The sequence below is a fragment of the Stenotrophomonas geniculata ATCC 19374 = JCM 13324 genome, assembly GCF_001431625.1.
Taxonomy (GTDB): Bacteria; Pseudomonadota; Gammaproteobacteria; order Xanthomonadales; family Xanthomonadaceae; genus Stenotrophomonas; species Stenotrophomonas geniculata.
Window position 1 is genome coordinate 54068 of the sequence record NZ_LLXT01000102.1, and the last position, 14384, is coordinate 68451.

12 protein-coding genes are annotated in these 14384 nt (G+C 62.0%); 7 read left to right on the forward strand and 5 right to left on the reverse strand.

Features of this window, described 5'->3' with window-relative positions:
* Positions 1-45 precede the first annotated feature (45 nt).
* The 7 genes from ARC63_RS10145 to ARC63_RS10175 all read left to right on the forward strand — a co-directional run bounded on the left by ARC63_RS10145 (position 46) and on the right by ARC63_RS10175 (position 7948).
* On the forward strand, positions 46-786 hold the full coding sequence (locus ARC63_RS10145) for a C40 family peptidase (protein WP_057503231.1): 741 nt from the start codon (positions 46-48) through the stop codon (positions 784-786).
* The gene (locus ARC63_RS10150) at positions 779-1375 is read left to right on the forward strand and encodes a tail assembly protein (RefSeq protein ID WP_057503187.1); all 597 of its coding nucleotides are present in this window, start codon (positions 779-781) and stop codon (positions 1373-1375) included. Before ARC63_RS10145 ends, ARC63_RS10150 begins: the two co-directional genes overlap by 8 nt.
* The gene (locus ARC63_RS10155) at positions 1372-4893 is read left to right on the forward strand and encodes a TipJ family phage tail tip protein (protein WP_082587839.1); all 3522 of its coding nucleotides are present in this window, start codon (positions 1372-1374) and stop codon (positions 4891-4893) included. The genes ARC63_RS10150 and ARC63_RS10155 overlap by 4 nt, the downstream gene beginning before the upstream one ends.
* Positions 4893-5282: a hypothetical protein gene (locus tag ARC63_RS10160; RefSeq protein ID WP_057503188.1), complete on the forward strand. Its 390-nt coding sequence runs from the start codon at positions 4893-4895 to the stop codon at positions 5280-5282. Before ARC63_RS10155 ends, ARC63_RS10160 begins: the two co-directional genes overlap by 1 nt.
* The gene (locus ARC63_RS10165) at positions 5282-6025 is read left to right on the forward strand and encodes a hypothetical protein (protein WP_057503189.1); all 744 of its coding nucleotides are present in this window, start codon (positions 5282-5284) and stop codon (positions 6023-6025) included. Before ARC63_RS10160 ends, ARC63_RS10165 begins: the two co-directional genes overlap by 1 nt.
* Before the next feature lie 49 nt (positions 6026-6074).
* Positions 6075-7007 (forward strand): SOS response-associated peptidase family protein, encoded by a 933-nt coding sequence (locus ARC63_RS10170; protein WP_057503233.1) that lies wholly within the window; start codon positions 6075-6077, stop codon positions 7005-7007.
* A 518-nt stretch (positions 7008-7525) separates the two neighbouring features.
* Positions 7526-7948: a hypothetical protein gene (locus ARC63_RS10175; RefSeq protein ID WP_139042404.1), complete on the forward strand. Its 423-nt coding sequence runs from the start codon at positions 7526-7528 to the stop codon at positions 7946-7948.
* A gap of 69 nt (positions 7949-8017) precedes the next feature.
* Here the strand turns inward: ARC63_RS10175 and ARC63_RS10180 are convergent, their stop codons facing one another.
* The 5 genes from ARC63_RS10180 to ARC63_RS10200 all read right to left on the reverse strand — a co-directional run bounded on the left by ARC63_RS10180 (position 8018) and on the right by ARC63_RS10200 (position 14124).
* Positions 8018-9268 (reverse strand): Y-family DNA polymerase, encoded by a 1251-nt coding sequence (locus ARC63_RS10180; RefSeq protein ID WP_057503191.1) that lies wholly within the window; start codon positions 9266-9268, stop codon positions 8018-8020.
* A complete protein-coding gene (locus tag ARC63_RS10185; RefSeq protein WP_057503234.1) occupies positions 9252-9734 on the reverse strand; it encodes a LexA family protein in 483 nt (160 codons plus the stop codon). The genes ARC63_RS10180 and ARC63_RS10185 overlap by 17 nt, the downstream gene beginning before the upstream one ends.
* Positions 9735-9905: 171 nt before the next feature.
* A complete protein-coding gene (locus ARC63_RS10190) occupies positions 9906-10769 on the reverse strand; it encodes a DNA adenine methylase (protein WP_057503192.1) in 864 nt (287 codons plus the stop codon).
* Between the two features lie 3 nt (positions 10770-10772).
* On the reverse strand, positions 10773-12437 hold the full coding sequence (locus ARC63_RS22785) for an AAA family ATPase (RefSeq protein WP_082587840.1): 1665 nt from the start codon (positions 12435-12437) through the stop codon (positions 10773-10775).
* Positions 12438-12774: 337 nt separating this feature from the next.
* Positions 12775-14124: a tyrosine-type recombinase/integrase gene (locus tag ARC63_RS10200; RefSeq protein ID WP_158003728.1), complete on the reverse strand. Its 1350-nt coding sequence runs from the start codon at positions 14122-14124 to the stop codon at positions 12775-12777.
* Positions 14125-14384: the final 260 nt, after the last annotated feature.

Consider the following 14384-nt stretch of genomic DNA (forward strand, 5'->3'; position numbering starts at 1 on the left):
TAACCACCAAGCCCGCCATGTGCGGGCTTTTTCATGGGCGAGACCATGCAACAGAGCACCCTGCAGGCCATCCAGGCGCACGCCGTGGCCGAGTATCCGCGCGAGTGCTGCGGACTGATTGTGGCCACGGCCGACGGTGAGGTCTTCGTTGCCTGCCGCAACGTGGCCACCACGCCCAGCGAGCACTTCCGCCTGCCTGCCGAGGACTATGCCGATGCGGAAGACCAGGGCCAGGTGCTGGCCGTCGTGCACAGCCACCCCAACGCCCCGGCGACGCCATCGGATGCCGACCGCGTCATGTGCGAGGCCAGCGGCCTGCCGTGGCACATCGTGAGCGTGGGGCAGTGCACCGGTTCCGACCCGGAGTGCGGTGACCTTCAGACCATCGAGCCTTGCGGCTACGAGGCGCCGCTGGTTGGTCGCCAGTTCGCCCACGGGGTGCTGGACTGCTACAGCCTGGTGCGCGACTTCTACGCCCGGGAGCTGGGCATCCGGCTCAGCCAGTACGAACGTGAGGACGACTGGTGGGAGAAGGGCCAGGACCTCTACAGCCTGGACCGCCTGCGCGCAGAGGGGTTCGAGCTGATCGACGGCGAGCCGCAGCGCGGCGACATGGTGCTGATGCAGATCCGCTCGCCTGTGCCGAACCACGCAGGTGTCTATCTGGGCGACGGCCAGATGCTGCACCACATGCACGGCCGCCTGTCGGAGAGGGTGGTCTACGGCGGCATGTGGGCAGAGCGGACGCGCTACATCGTCCGTCACCTGGGGGCGACTCATGGTTGACCGGCTGCGCACCATCCGCCTGTACGGCCTCCTGGGCGCCCGCTTCGGGCGCAAGTTCCGCCTGGCCGTCAGCAATCCCGCCGAGGCTGTCCGCGCGCTGTGTGTGCTGTTGCCGGGCTTCCAGCAGTACCTGATGGGCGCCAAGGCTAGGGGCATGGAGTTTGCCGTGTTCGTCGGGCGCCAGAACCTGTCCAAGGAGCAGCTGCGCGATCCTCCTGGGGGCGATGACATTCGCATCGCTCCCGTGCTGATGGGGGCCAAGCGCGCAGGCGCGCTACAGACCATCGTCGGCGCCGTGCTGATCGTGGTGGGCGCGATCTTCTCCTATACCCCAGTGGGCGTGCCCCTCATGAAGCTGGGCGTGGCAATGGCCGCAGGGGGCATCGTGCAGATGCTCTCCCCCCAGCCTACCGGGCTTGGCGCCAAGGACAGCCCCGAGAACACCCCGAACTACAGCATGAACGGCGCCGTGAACACGCAGGCCCAAGGCAACCCCGTGCCCGTCGCCTACGGCGGCCACGACACCAAGGGCATGTTCGTGGGCTCAGCGGTGATCAGCGGCGGCATCTACGCAGAGGATCAGCAGTGAACGTAGCCATCAAGTATCAGCCGACGCAGCTGGCGCGCGCCTGCTCGCCGGCGGCCATCGCTGGTGCTGGCGGAAAGGGTGGCGGCAATGCCCGCACGCCGGTCGAGACCCCCGACAGCCTGCACTCGATCTCCTGCGCGAAGATCTTGGACCTGATCAGCGAGGGCGAGATCCGGGGGCTGGTGGCAGGCAACCAGTCGGTCTACCTCAACGAGGTGCCGATCCAGAACAGCGACGGCACCCTGAACTTCGCGGGCGTGCGGGTGGAAACCCGCGCGGGCACGCAGGACCAGGAGTACATCGCCGGGTTCCCCTCGGTCGAGAACGAGGTCACGGTCGGGGTCGAGCTGCGCAGCAATGCGCCCGTCGTCCGCACTATCTCAGGTGCCGATCTGTCGGCCGCGCGCATTCGCTTTGGCTTGCCCGCCCTGCAACGGCAGAACACGGAAAACGCGGACACCGAAGGCTATGCCATCGAGTATGCGATCGATCTGTCCGTGAACGGGGGTGCCTTCAGCACCGTGCTGACCAACGCGTTCCGGGGGAAGACCACCAGCGAGTACCAGCGAAGCCACCGCATCGATCTGCCGGCCGGTTCTCAGTGGCAGGCACGCGTGCGCCGTCTGACGCCGAACGCGAACAGCTCGACCGTTGCCGATACGGTGAACATCCTCTCGCTGACGGAGATCATCGACGCCAAGCTGCGCTATCCCAACTGCGCGCTCGCTGCGGTGCAGGTCGATGCGAGCGCGTTCCAGAACGTCCCGTCGCGCGCCTACCAGATCTGGGGCCGCATCATCCGGGTGCCGAGCAACTACGACCCGCGCACGCGCGCCTACAGCGGTATCTGGGACGGCACCTTCAAGTCGGCATGGACCAACAACCCGGCCTGGGTGTTCTTCGACATTGTCACCAACGACCGGTTCGGCCTGGGCAATCGCCTGCCGCTGGATTGGGTCGACAAGTGGCGGCTGTACGAGATCGCGCAGTACTGCGATCAGCTGGTCAGCGATGGCGTGGGCGGGATGGAACCGCGCTTCACCTGCAGCCTGTACCTGCAGACCCGGGCCGATGCATACAAGGTTCTGCAGGACATGGCCAGCATGTTCCGGGGCATCAGTTTCTATGCCGCCGGTCAGGTCATGGCCTCGGCGGACATGCCCAAGGACCCGGTCTACACCTACAGCCAGGCCAATGTGGTCGAGGGGCGCTTCAGCTACGAGGGCAGCAGCCGGAAGGCGCGCCACACCGTCGCATTGGTGTCCTGGACGGACCCTGACGACTTCGGCCGGCAGAAGGTTGAGCCGGTGCAGCTGCACGACGGCATCGCCCGCTATGGCGTGAACCAGATCGAGGTCACCGCGCTGGGCTGTCATTCGAAGTCGCAGGCGCAGCGGGTGGGCAACCACATCCTGTACAGCGAGAACCTGGAGACGGAAACGGTCACCTTCGCGGTCGGTCTGGATGCGCTGAACTGCATGCCGGGCGACGTGATCCAGGTGGCCGACGCCAACCGCGCCGGCCGTCGGAATTCCGGCCGCATCAGCGCGGCAACCGCCAACAGCCTGACCCTGGACGTGGTGCCGCCGACAATGGCCGTGGGTGACCGCCTGCGCGCCACGCTGCCGAGCGGCAAGACCGAGGCGCGGACCATCAACGGGGTCAACCCCGCCACGCGCGTGGTGACCGTCTCGGCGCCCTGGAGCGCGGTGCCGGTGGCGCAGTCGATCTGGGCGACCGAGTCGACCGACCTGGTGCTGCAGCAGTTCCGCGTACTGAGCATCGCCGAGGAGGAGGGGCTCACCTACCGCATCACGGCGCTGCAGCACCGCCCGGACAAGTTCGCTGCCATCGATGACGGCACCCGCCTGGAGCCGCCGCCGATCAGCGTCATTCCGCCCAGCGTGCAGCCGCCGCCGGCCAACGTGCGCATGTCATCCCATGTGGTGATCGACCAAGGCATCGCGACGCCGGTGCTGACCATCGAGTGGGATGCTGCCGACAATGCGATTGCCTACGACGTGGAATGGCGCCGGGACGATCTGAACTGGGTGCGTGCGGGCCGGGTAGGGACCACCAGCTGTGAGGTCCGGGGCATCTACGCCGGCAAGTACCTGGCCAGAGTGCGCGCGGTCAACGCGCTCAACGCGGTCTCGCAGCCGACGCTGAGCATGCTGACCGACATCAAGGGCAAGACGGAGCCGCCGCCGGCGCTGACCTCGCTGACGGCCACCCCGGTGGTGTTCGGCATCCAGCTGGCGTGGGGCTTCCCGCCCGGTGCCACCGACACCGAACGGACCGAGATCTGGCGCAGCACCGGGCCGGACCGTGCCAGCGCCACGAAGTTCGCCGACTTCGCCTACCCGCAGAACCGCTACCAGCTCGACGGCCTGGCCGCCGGTGCCAAGTTCTACTTCTGGGGCCGGCTGGTGGACAAGAGCGGCAATATCGGCCCGTGGTATCCGGCCGGTGCCGGCGTCATGGGGCAGGCCAGCACCGACGTCAGCAAGTACGAGGAGTACTTCCGCGGCAAGATCGTGGAGAGCTCGCTGGGCCAGGACCTGCTGGCGAAGATCGAGAGCACCAGCGGGCTGGTGCCGCTGATCTGGAAGGCCGGTGCTACCTACGAGCCCGGGCAGACAGTTGTCCACAACGGCCGGATCTGGCAATGGAAGGGGCCGGGCAACGGCAACGAAACGCCGCCGGGCACGAAGTGGATGGATGTCGGCAAGGCCGTGGCCGAGGCGGGTGCGCTGGTCGGTCAGGTGAACCAGCTGCAGTTGGACGTGCAGGAGGTGGACGGCAAAGTGACTGCGGTGGGCCAGCAGGTCAACGGCCTGGTGGCGCAGTACAGCGCGGAGCATGCTGGCGATCAGGACTGGAACGCCGGTGATGAGACCTCTTACGCCGGCACCATCACCACGCTGTCGGTCATAGCCACCGGCGACTACGCGTTGTCGGAGCGGGTGGAGAACACCGAGGCATCGGTGGGCGAAACGCAGGCAATGGTGCAGCAGGCCTCGCAGGCCGTGGTGGACATGGACGGCCGGATCAGTGCGTCCTGGAGCCTCAAGCTGCAGATCGCGGCCAATGGCCAGTACTACGTGGCCGGTATGGGTATCGGTATCGAGAACCAGTCCGACGGCAGCTACCAGAGCCAGATCCTGTTCCAGGCCGATCGCTTGGCCCTGATCAACCTGGTGAACGGCCTGGTGACAACGCCATTCGTGATCCAAGGTGGGCAGACTTTCATCAGCCAGGCGCTGATCGGCACGGCGTGGATCAAGAGCGCCAACATCGAAGATGCCGCGATCACCAACGCGAAGATCAGCGGGGTGATCCAGTCGGATGACTACGTGCAGGGACAAACCGGCTGGCGCATCAACAAGGCAGCAGGTGGTGGGTTCGAATTCAACGGGACCGTGGCCGGCGGCTACCGCCTGAACATCACCAACCAGGGCGTTTACGTGTACTACCCGAACGGGGTCCCTGCGGTCGAACTTGGAGTGTTGCTGTAATGACGGACGTCGGCCTTCGCGTGAGGAACGAGAACGGTTACGTGGAGACCTCGATCACCACCAAGCTGTCGAAGATGATCGGGTCATACAGGTTTCCTCTCTACAACCCGGTGAACTCCAACAACAAATGGGTGGCGCCGCCTGAAGCGAACGGAGGGCTTGTCGTCAACGATTTTTCTGGCGGCGAGCCCTTCTACTACTTCACATGCGAGGACCAGCGATCTGTGTACGGCATGCTGGTGCCATCGGTGACCATCTCGGGAAACGGCATCACCTGGACGTGGGATCCAGACGTGGTGAACTACCACGTCAGGATGGAAATGTTCCCAAGCAAACCCACATCGGGAACCGTCGGCGGCATCACCCTTCACTATGGGATCTACAGCTGATGGCCGTCGGACTGCGCGTGCGGAACCAAGGGACCGGGCAGATCCAGATCGGGGCCGGCTATCGGAATCTGCAGCTGGCCAAGTCGGGAACGCTCGATACGGGTTCCTTTCAGGGCAGTTCAACCGGGGGCTCACCACCGTTTGCATCTTCGTCCAACTATGGGTTGCTGGCGAGCACTGCCGGAACAACGAAACTGCACGTAATCAGGTACATCAACGACAGTGTCGCGTTCACGACCGGGTTCTCTATTGTCCAGTCGGGTGTTAGCTGCTACGTGTTTGCAGCGAATAATGCCCCGAACAAGACGTTGGAGTACTACACTTTCGACGCCACCGAGCGCGCTGCTTCCGGACCGGTTGGGCTGCGCATGCGCGGAGAGGACGGATCTGTCTTCTATGACTCGAGGCGGAAGGGGGTGCGGGTTCTGCAGGTTGTGCCGCTCCCACCGCCGCCGGTGAATACACCGGTCGTTGAGGTCGGCCAGTTTTTCCCGGGCACGAAGATCGGCATCGCTATCCCGTCTCCCAGGTTCTACTACGCATCGGTGTCCCAAGACCGGTGTACCGCCTACGCGGACGCTTTCCACATGACCAGCGACAATAGGATCTTCATGTCGAAGCATGAGACGTTCTCGCAGACCCTGATCACCAACACCTTCCCAGTAGGTGGGGTGACGATGGGGCCGCAGAACGCCACGATCTTTATCGTGGACCTGACCGAAGTGCCGCTGGGGTTCGGGTAATCGCGGGCCGTCACGCCGCCGCAACGCTGGCTCGGGCGAGATGGCAGCCATGTGCTATTCCGCCCAGATCACCGCCGCCTATCAGAAGCTGGTCCGGATGACCGGCGCCACCCTGTCGCTGCAGGAGTTCGCAGCGCTGTACGCCCATGACCCCGGCAAGAAGCGGCCCAAGACCCCGAAGGCCATGGACGACGCCTTCCGGGCCGGGACGAGCCCGGCGGAGCTGGCGGTGTGGGCTGAGGTGAAGCAGTGGAACCGAGCCGAGGCCGCGGTACTGGAGCAGGAGCTGTTCGCCAACCGCCAGCGCCTGGCCGATGCCGAGCGCGCGCTGCAGGTGAAGGAAACCAAGAAGGCCCGGGAAGATGTGCGGATCGCCGGCAACAAGATCGATCGCGCCCTGGCCAAGCTGGCCGATCTGAAGCGCACCGAGCCGAAGGACCGAGATAGCCGGATCTTCCCCGGCGTGTATGCCCCGGTGATCGTCTCCGAGGGCGGCAAGCTTACGATCAAGCCGATGCGCTATCAGTGCCGTCTGGCCGGGAAGCCGGTCAATTACGACCAGCGCTTCCCCGGCACCTACAACGCCCGCCGCGACAGCCTGGAGAAGTTCTGGGCGCCCGCCTTCGGCCATACCCATGGCCTGATGGTAGTCGACACGTTCTACGAGAACGTGGAGGGGCCGGACGGCAAGAACCAGGTGGTGCAGTTCACCCCGCGCACGGGCGAGCCGAAGCTGGTCGCCTGCCTGTGGTCGCATTGGGTGGACCCGGCCGGCAAGGAACCGGATCTACTGTCGTTCGCGGCCATCACCGACGACCCGGAACCCGAGGTGGCGGCCGCCGGCCACGACCGGACCATCATCAACATCAAGCCTGAGCACGTCGAGGCCTGGCTGAACCCGGATCCCGCCGACCTGGCCGCGCTGTACCGGATCTTTGACGACAAGCGGCACCCGTTCTACGAGCACAGAATCGCTGCCTGATCTGGCCTAGGTTCCAGGTATCCGAAGACGCGAAGCCACTGTCAGCCGAAGCTGTCATCGTTCCGTTTTCGCGGAGCGTTGTACCACCGCCCATACATGATTTGGTCTTGACTGCGCAAGCCGTTCCGGCAGGTCTGAAGCGTCCTATCGGAGGGGTACCGGGGGCCGATCGCAAAACCCTTGCGGCACAAGGGATTGCCGAATTTCACTACATTTGGCGTTGACGGACCCCATTACCCCCACTATCTTGCGGGCTGTCGGAAGCCAGCACGCCTTGGCGCGGTTTACAAGGTACTGATCCGGCAAAAAAAGATGGCCCGAGGTCCCGGCGAAGAGATCCTCAGGCCACCTACGTCACTAACCGCAGTACGTGTACTACGGCAACTTACATTCACCGTTACTAGCGGTGTATGCAAGGCAGTTAGGATTCCCTAACGGCTGTCGGCGATCATAGCGTCTTGCTAGCGAACGTCAACTTGCTGTGGTTCATGCTCTGCCTTGAGCGAGTAATCACAACCATGAAACATGGTAAGCACGTTGTACCCGATCTCCCCCGCCCCGCACTCGGCAAGATGCTGAATGTAGACGGCATTTCCTTTGTATTCCCCGGCGCTAAGCTGCTTGATGCAGCGAATTTGCCTGACGCATCGTTCCCCGAAGCATGGCGCAATGCGGCCCCGGTTGCGATTGTCGTTGACGGTGTCCGTTGCTTCACGCCGACCGAACTTGGCCGCCGGCGTGGCATCTCTGCCCAGAAGTTCAACAAGCTGCTGGAAGGACGTGGTCTGCAGACGAAGCGTGATGGCCAGTGGTGCCTGACTCCGGCTGGCGAAGCCTTCGGCGTTCTGCTGCAGGTCCACAAGAAGCAGCTGTCCGGCACCGACGTGCAGCAGCTGAAGTGGAAGGAGAGCGTTCTGTCTCAGCTTGACCATCTGACCTGATGTGCACACCTGCGGCCGCCACCCGGCGGCCGCAGCCTTCACCCCACGAGGCGGCCTATAGTTGGTGCATCAGCATCGCGCCGGCGGGATCTCGTGCACAGAGGTCGTGTAATTCGGCGAGAGCATCTGTTGCCGCATGCCCCACGCTGGCCGCGCTTGCCAACCAGATGCGCCGAGGCCGGCTGTGCCGCGTCCGAACTTCTGGTTGATCCGGTCCATAGTCTCCATCAGCTTTTCATTGCCGACCACTGTGGGAGCGAACAGGTCCGCCTGCAGCTCATCTGGCCGGGCCAGGTCTAGAAGCGCTACGCCTGCCTTCTTGTACCCTATGCCATCGCGCAGCAAGCCGCGCAGCAGCCGGCGCACCACGCCCAGCACAACCATGGTGTCGGCGGTGGCCGTCGGCAGGGTTACCGATCTGGTGGCGTTGTGCTGCCGCAGCTCCGGACGGAACGTGTCGGAATGTGCGAACACCCATACCCCCGCGGTGACAAGGCCGCGTGCGCGTAGCTTCTCGCAGGCCCTGACGGCGAACGTAGCGAGCGCTTGGGTAACCGCTTCATGGTCTTCCACCCGATCCGCAAAGGACCGGCTCACCATGATCTGCTGCCGATCCGGCTCAACTTCCTCCAGCTCCATGCACGGATGTCCCTGCAGCTCACGTTGGGTGCGTGCCAACGTGACACCGAAGGTGGCCAGGATATCGTCCGCCGGCGCGTCGCGCAGCGCAGCTGCGGTGCTGATGCCCATGGCTTCCAGCCGCGGCGCCAGCCGGCGGCCAACGCCCCACAGATCACCGACGGGGAATGTCCGCAGCACCGTGTCCCGGTAAGCCGCATTGCCGAGGTCGATCACGCCGTCAGCACCCTTGGCCGCCTTGTTGGCCAACTTGGCCAGGGTCTTCGTGGGGCCGATGCCGATGCAATTCGGTATGCCGGTCCACCGGTGCACACGTTGGCGCAGATCCCGCGCGAACCGCTCGCGATCCCGAATTCCGTCCAGGTCGATGAAGCTCTCATCGATGCTGTAGACCTCCACCCGCGGCGCGGCATCCCGTAGAACGCTCACGACCCGGGCACTCATGTCTCCATAGAGCCCGAAGTTTGCCGAGCGCATCTGCAGGCCATGCCGGCGTACCAGGTGCTTCAGTTCGTGAGCGGGCTGGCCCATCTTGATGCCGAGCGCCTTGGCCTCAGCCGAGCGCGCGATCGCGCACCCGTCGTTGTTGCTCAGCACCACCAGCGGAACGCCGCGAAGGCCCGGCTGGAACACGCGCTCGCAGCTGGCGTAGAAGTCGTTGCCGTCAACGAGCCCGAACACGGCCGCTCCGGCGTTTGATCTGGCGGACGACTCCAACGACAGCGAACACTTCCACCTCAGTGGATTGCTCCAGCACGATGGGGGGGAAGTCCGGATTGGCCGAGTGCAGCTCCATGTGGCTTTCAAAGAGCTGCAGCACCTTGCAGGTGGGCTGGTTCCCGTCCCAGATGGCAATGACCAGGTCCCCCGCCTGGGGGGTTACCGACCGGTCGACCACCAGGATGTCCCCGTCGCTGACGCCGGCGCCGCTCATGGACCAGCCATCGGCGCGGTACAGGAACGTGGCGGCGGGGTTGCGAACCAGCAAGCGATGCAGGTCGATCGCATCGTCCATGAAGTCGTCGGCCGGCGAAGGGAAGCCAAGCCGCGCGCGCGCTGCGGCAAGGGGCACGAACTGCGCCGGGCCATCGATCATGGCCGGGCCGATTGGGCGGGCCAGCGTATGGGAGTGGGGAAGGGACTGCATGGGCGTACTCTGGTAGCGGCATGTCTCACGGGCCGAGACGGAGCGCATCTTAGTACAATTACTAATGGCGACCATGAATCAGTTGAAGATCTTCCGCCAGGAGCGGCTGGCCCCAGCCCTCTGAGCGAAGGCTCGACGGTGCCCGTCTACCGAAGGTGTACGTCCACGGTTCTATGCCGCCTTCGTTTTGGCGGTAGGAGGCTTAAGACCTTTGGAGAGAAACACGCACTCGCTTGCTCGATACTTCCGATGAGCGGTGTAATTGAGGTCATACACCAGGCCCGCGGACCTGCTGTACATGCGATGGATAGGTTCTACGTTATCGTAAGAGACTACCCATGGAATCCTGAAGGTATCCGACTGAATATACTCAGCAATGCCCCGATGGTCCTGGTCGGAATAGTAGTTTCGGTATAGCCCTTTGCCCTTAATGTAGTAGGGGGGGTCCAAATATATAAAGCCCTTCGGGCCTACAATTTCCTCTGCTCTGGCGAGGATTGCCAGAGCGTCTTCACAAGAGACGGTGATAGCTTCGGCGTGCGAGGCGATTCGACTGATCCGGCCTGAAATCACATCCTTTTTGAATCGTGCATCAAGCTTGTATGTGCCATCCTGCTTTAAACCACCAATTACTCCGCCCTTCAGAATTCCAGATCTATTGGTTCGATTCATGAACAGGGTCGCAAAGCCGAGCTCCAAAGGAGAGGCGTCGACATTGCCGCGTAGGACGTCCCGCCACTGCAGCCAAGCTTCGATGGTGATTGGTGTGTCTCTCACAAGCCGTAGCATGCCCTCAGGATCTTCCTTGACGGCCAGCCAGAAGTGGTAGACGGCTGGATCGGCGTCATTGATATGGATATGCCGAGCGGCGCCGCTGAAAAGCAGATCAAGCGCAACGCCAGCACCGCCTGCATAGGGTTCCAAGTATGAGCCGCCGAGAAGCCCGTTCTCACTAAGAACAGCTGCGATAAATGGCGCAAAAGCTGCCTTCCCGCCCGGATAGCGCAAGGGAGTAAAAAGTTTATTGGAGTACATGGGTCACTCCGATACAGGGGGAAGGCCGAGTCGCAAGTTTATATTATTTACGCGATCAATAAAAGTCTTCCTGAATTGGGTTCCGTCCAGTGTGTTGGCATAATGCGTAACATACATTCTGAACTTCGCTGGGTCTGAGTCAGCCCATTTTTTGCAAGTCTTTATGTCGACCTGCTTCTCGTCAGCGACCTTGTCGACTGCGAGGGCCCTAATTCCTACATCCTTGAATTCTGCAAGGAAGACTTCCTTTTCCTTCTTAAATTTGGAAAAGAACTCGTCATCGTCCAAAAGAGAGATAATGAATATTATTATCCTTCTTTCGATTGCAAGGGCATCCTTGTCGGGGAGCTGGAAGTACATGGACTTATCCGCAATGGCATCTGTTTGCGTTGCTGGAACGTCGGCATCAAACAGGACTAACGAGTCCTTTATTAGTAGCGGGAATCTTATGCAGAGTGCCGCTAGATCGGAGTACGAAGTTCCGGGCCGATTGCTTTCCGGCGCCAGAGAGCTATGGAATTGAACCAAGTCAAGAAGTTTGCGCTTCTTTATAAGCCTTTTGGCGAAGTGAATTGCGTGATCATCCTCACAGAAGATGTCAACCTTCCTGGCCTTGGCGGCGTCTTCCGGATCCGTAAATGTCAGTTCCTTGAATGCAATTTCTTGCGGTGGATTGTGTAGGATTGGGGTATTCTTTGCCGTTGCTTTGGATTTGCTGATGAAGTTTATGCAGATGCGATTGGCTGCTAGATCTTTGGCGTGAGTGGCGTAGGCGTGCTGGATTAGATGGAGGGAGTGGGTGGTAATGACAACCTGGACGGAATTGCGCTTAGACCATCTATAAAGGTAATCCATGAGGCGGGTTTGAGCGACGGGATGAAGGCTGCACTCCATCTCGTCAATGCAAAGAATTCCGTTGCCCAGTCCGGCAGTCTTCTTTTGTCGGGAAAATCCTAGAAGTCTGTTGAAAATCGCGCCTAGGTTGTCCTCACCTGAGGATATCGAACTCCAGTCATACGTGGCAGCAGCACCAGACGGACCGAAGGTCGTCTTCAATGCACGCTCTTGCACCGGGGTAAAAGAACTATATTCAGTGCTTGGAAATACTGATTCGTAGAAATCGATCAGATCTGCCGCTTCGCTGGCACCAAGGACCGCGCTAGTGGATGGCTTAGCTTTGGTGTCCACCAGTGGATACAGTCGCTTTAGGTTAAGGAAGGTGGTGTTGTATGAGAAATTGCCGTCGCCTTTTTCTGCACCAGAAACGACGATCCGGTGACGGTTGGTCGTCTTTGCTACCCAATAGATACTTACTTTTTCGGCGAGCAGGCCTTTAGGCGTATCGAGATAGACCGTGTATCCGTAGTCTTTGGTGTCGTGGGTAGTCGAAAGCTTAAATACATTTGAAAGTGGTGTCTTAAGAGCTGCGCCGAACGCGTCCTTGGCATTGCTGTCGAATGGATGGGCGATCAGTCCCAGGATCGAAGTCTTCATCGTTCCATTGCGTCCAGAAATAATCGTTAGGTGATCACCTAGTACGACCATCTGGTCCGCCAAAGTTCTGAAGGTATCAATCTTTAGCCCGGCGATACGCGTAATTGGAATTTTTTTGTTGTCCGTATAGCCCAAGCCAGACTTAGGGAGAGCAGTATTCCAGTCCGTGGTCATGTCGTCGTCAGTAGCCGGTTGTGAACCTTAAGTTTACGACATGTTCATAAATGTCGCTCTGACGCGATGGCTTTGATGAATTGGAGGTCGCTTCCCTTGCGACTGCGGTAGCGCATCCTGCAGCAATGGCGAACTGGCAAAAGGACCCGGCCTCATTGGAGGCCAAGGCTGCGGCCAAGCTGCAGCAGGCGTTGGACCTCGAACGAGATACCTCTGGAAGTTGGCGCTGCCGCGCGCGCCGCCGGCAGAGCGCGCAACGTCTGCGCGCTACCGCCAGTAGTCATCAACGCGCCGCAGGCCGCCTGGTAGGTCTAGATCTGCCGGAGGACCTGCCGTTCTAGCGGTTCAGGCCCTTGCGCATCGGAACCACCGTCGCACCGGCGCCGGTAAGCAGTTCGTACAGGGCCTCCACCGCAGCGCGTTTCTCCGCGTCGTACTCGAAGAAGTTGTAATGCCGCTTCTGAACGCCACTCAGGCCGTGGGATTGCAGGTGACCACGGACTTCTTCCGACAGGCCCAGCGCAGCGAGCCGAGTCTCCACCGTGCGTCTTAGATCGCCAGGCGTGAACGGCGATGTCAGCTCGCCGGCGGCCACCATGTTGGCCACCACCGGATCCATGATTCCCCGGAACTCGTCATAGGTCGCCGGCGCCTTTCCGCCGGTGAGCGAGAACAGGTGCGGCCTGGCGCCGTCGCCGTCACTGTCATCATCGCCGCGCAAGACGGCGAGATCCGCAGCCATCAGCGGGAGCAGCGGCACCAAGTGCACGCGGGGCACGCGGCGACGCCCCTTGATGTCGAGCAAGCGGACGGATCCGGTGCCGGTATCCGTGTCGTGATCGTGATCTGACCATTTCAGCCGCATCAGCTGTGCAATGCGCTGCCCGCCGGTCAGCAGGTGGAAGCGCAGCAGGGCGCCCTGTCGTCCTGGCAGCTTCTCGATCCTGCGCCAGTAGGCACGAAGCTCGGCCACCGTAAGAACCCGGTCTCGCGGCTGACCGCTGTCGAGCGTGGCCAGGTCGCGCGCCGGGTTTCTGGATACGTTGAGCACGCGCAGAGCGTCGGGGGCGGCCGCGTCCTGCTTGGCTGCGATCGCCGCCGCATACGCTGCACGCAGGTATGACCGGATCTTGCCGCCTTCGCGGAGCTTCTTGGCGCGCACAAGCCGCGACAGGATCGGAAGCAGGTCATCCAGCTCAAGCTCGGATGCCGGGCGCCCCCAGAGGGCAGGCCACGGATCCTCGATGTGGCGCGTGATGGAAGCGCGCGTCGCAGCGGCAGAGACCTTGCCGCCGTCCTCCAAGCTTTGGGCATAGGCTGTCATCAGAGCACCCAACGTGGCGCCTGATCGCCGCGTCGATTCGGCCAGGGCCTCGGCTTTCGCACGGTCCACCGCCGCTGCCTCGGCCGCGATCGCGTCGCGCAAATCACGTTCGCCGGCTTGATACCGCCGTGACAACGCCGCCGCCGCTTCGCGCGCTGCGGTCAGTGCCAGGCCGGTGCCGATAAGCAGACGGTCGCGCTGCCCGTTGGACTTCGTGTACCTGTAGTAGAACCGCAGTTGCCCGCCGGCCAACTTGCGCACGTCCAGGCAGCCCGCGCCGCGCGGCGCCGGATCTGAGGCCCATTCGCCGGCCGGCAGTGCGGCCAGTCCCTTCGCTGTAAGCATTCCCTTTGATGCGCCCATTGGTGACCGCTCGGTGACCGTTTGTCCGTGGAAAGAGGTGGACGATGATGGGCGCAGGTGGTCGCACAGCCTGAGAAAATCAATGACTTAGCTTAAAGCTGGGACACCTGTGGAAGCGCGTGGAAGCCCTATAGAGGCCTCATAATCCCTTGGTTCCAGGTTCGAATCCTGGTGGGCCCACCAATTGATGATCCTATGTCGTCCTATGAAGGCTGAAATATCCTGAAAAAACAGGGATTTCAGCCTTTTTTGCATCTGAT

What these genes read in the sequence shown, in the direction of transcription:
- ARC63_RS10190 (WP_057503192.1), bottom strand. Translation starts at nt 10,769, where the DNA reads ATGTACTCCAATAAACTTTTTACTCCCTTGCGCTATCCGGGCGGGAAG.
- ARC63_RS10170 (WP_057503233.1), top strand. Translation starts at nt 6,075, where the DNA reads ATGTGCTATTCCGCCCAGATCACCGCCGCCTATCAGAAGCTGGTCCGG.
- ARC63_RS10160 (WP_057503188.1), top strand. Translation starts at nt 4,893, where the DNA reads ATGACGGACGTCGGCCTTCGCGTGAGGAACGAGAACGGTTACGTGGAG.
- ARC63_RS10185 (WP_057503234.1), bottom strand. Translation starts at nt 9,734, where the DNA reads ATGCAGTCCCTTCCCCACTCCCATACGCTGGCCCGCCCAATCGGCCCG.
- ARC63_RS22785 (WP_082587840.1), bottom strand. Translation starts at nt 12,437, where the DNA reads ATGACCACGGACTGGAATACTGCTCTCCCTAAGTCTGGCTTGGGCTAT.
- ARC63_RS10200 (WP_158003728.1), bottom strand. Translation starts at nt 14,124, where the DNA reads ATGGGCGCATCAAAGGGAATGCTTACAGCGAAGGGACTGGCCGCACTG.
- ARC63_RS10165 (WP_057503189.1), top strand. Translation starts at nt 5,282, where the DNA reads ATGGCCGTCGGACTGCGCGTGCGGAACCAAGGGACCGGGCAGATCCAG.
- ARC63_RS10175 (WP_139042404.1), top strand. Translation starts at nt 7,526, where the DNA reads ATGAAACATGGTAAGCACGTTGTACCCGATCTCCCCCGCCCCGCACTC.
- ARC63_RS10145 (WP_057503231.1), top strand. Translation starts at nt 46, where the DNA reads ATGCAACAGAGCACCCTGCAGGCCATCCAGGCGCACGCCGTGGCCGAG.
- ARC63_RS10150 (WP_057503187.1), top strand. Translation starts at nt 779, where the DNA reads ATGGTTGACCGGCTGCGCACCATCCGCCTGTACGGCCTCCTGGGCGCC.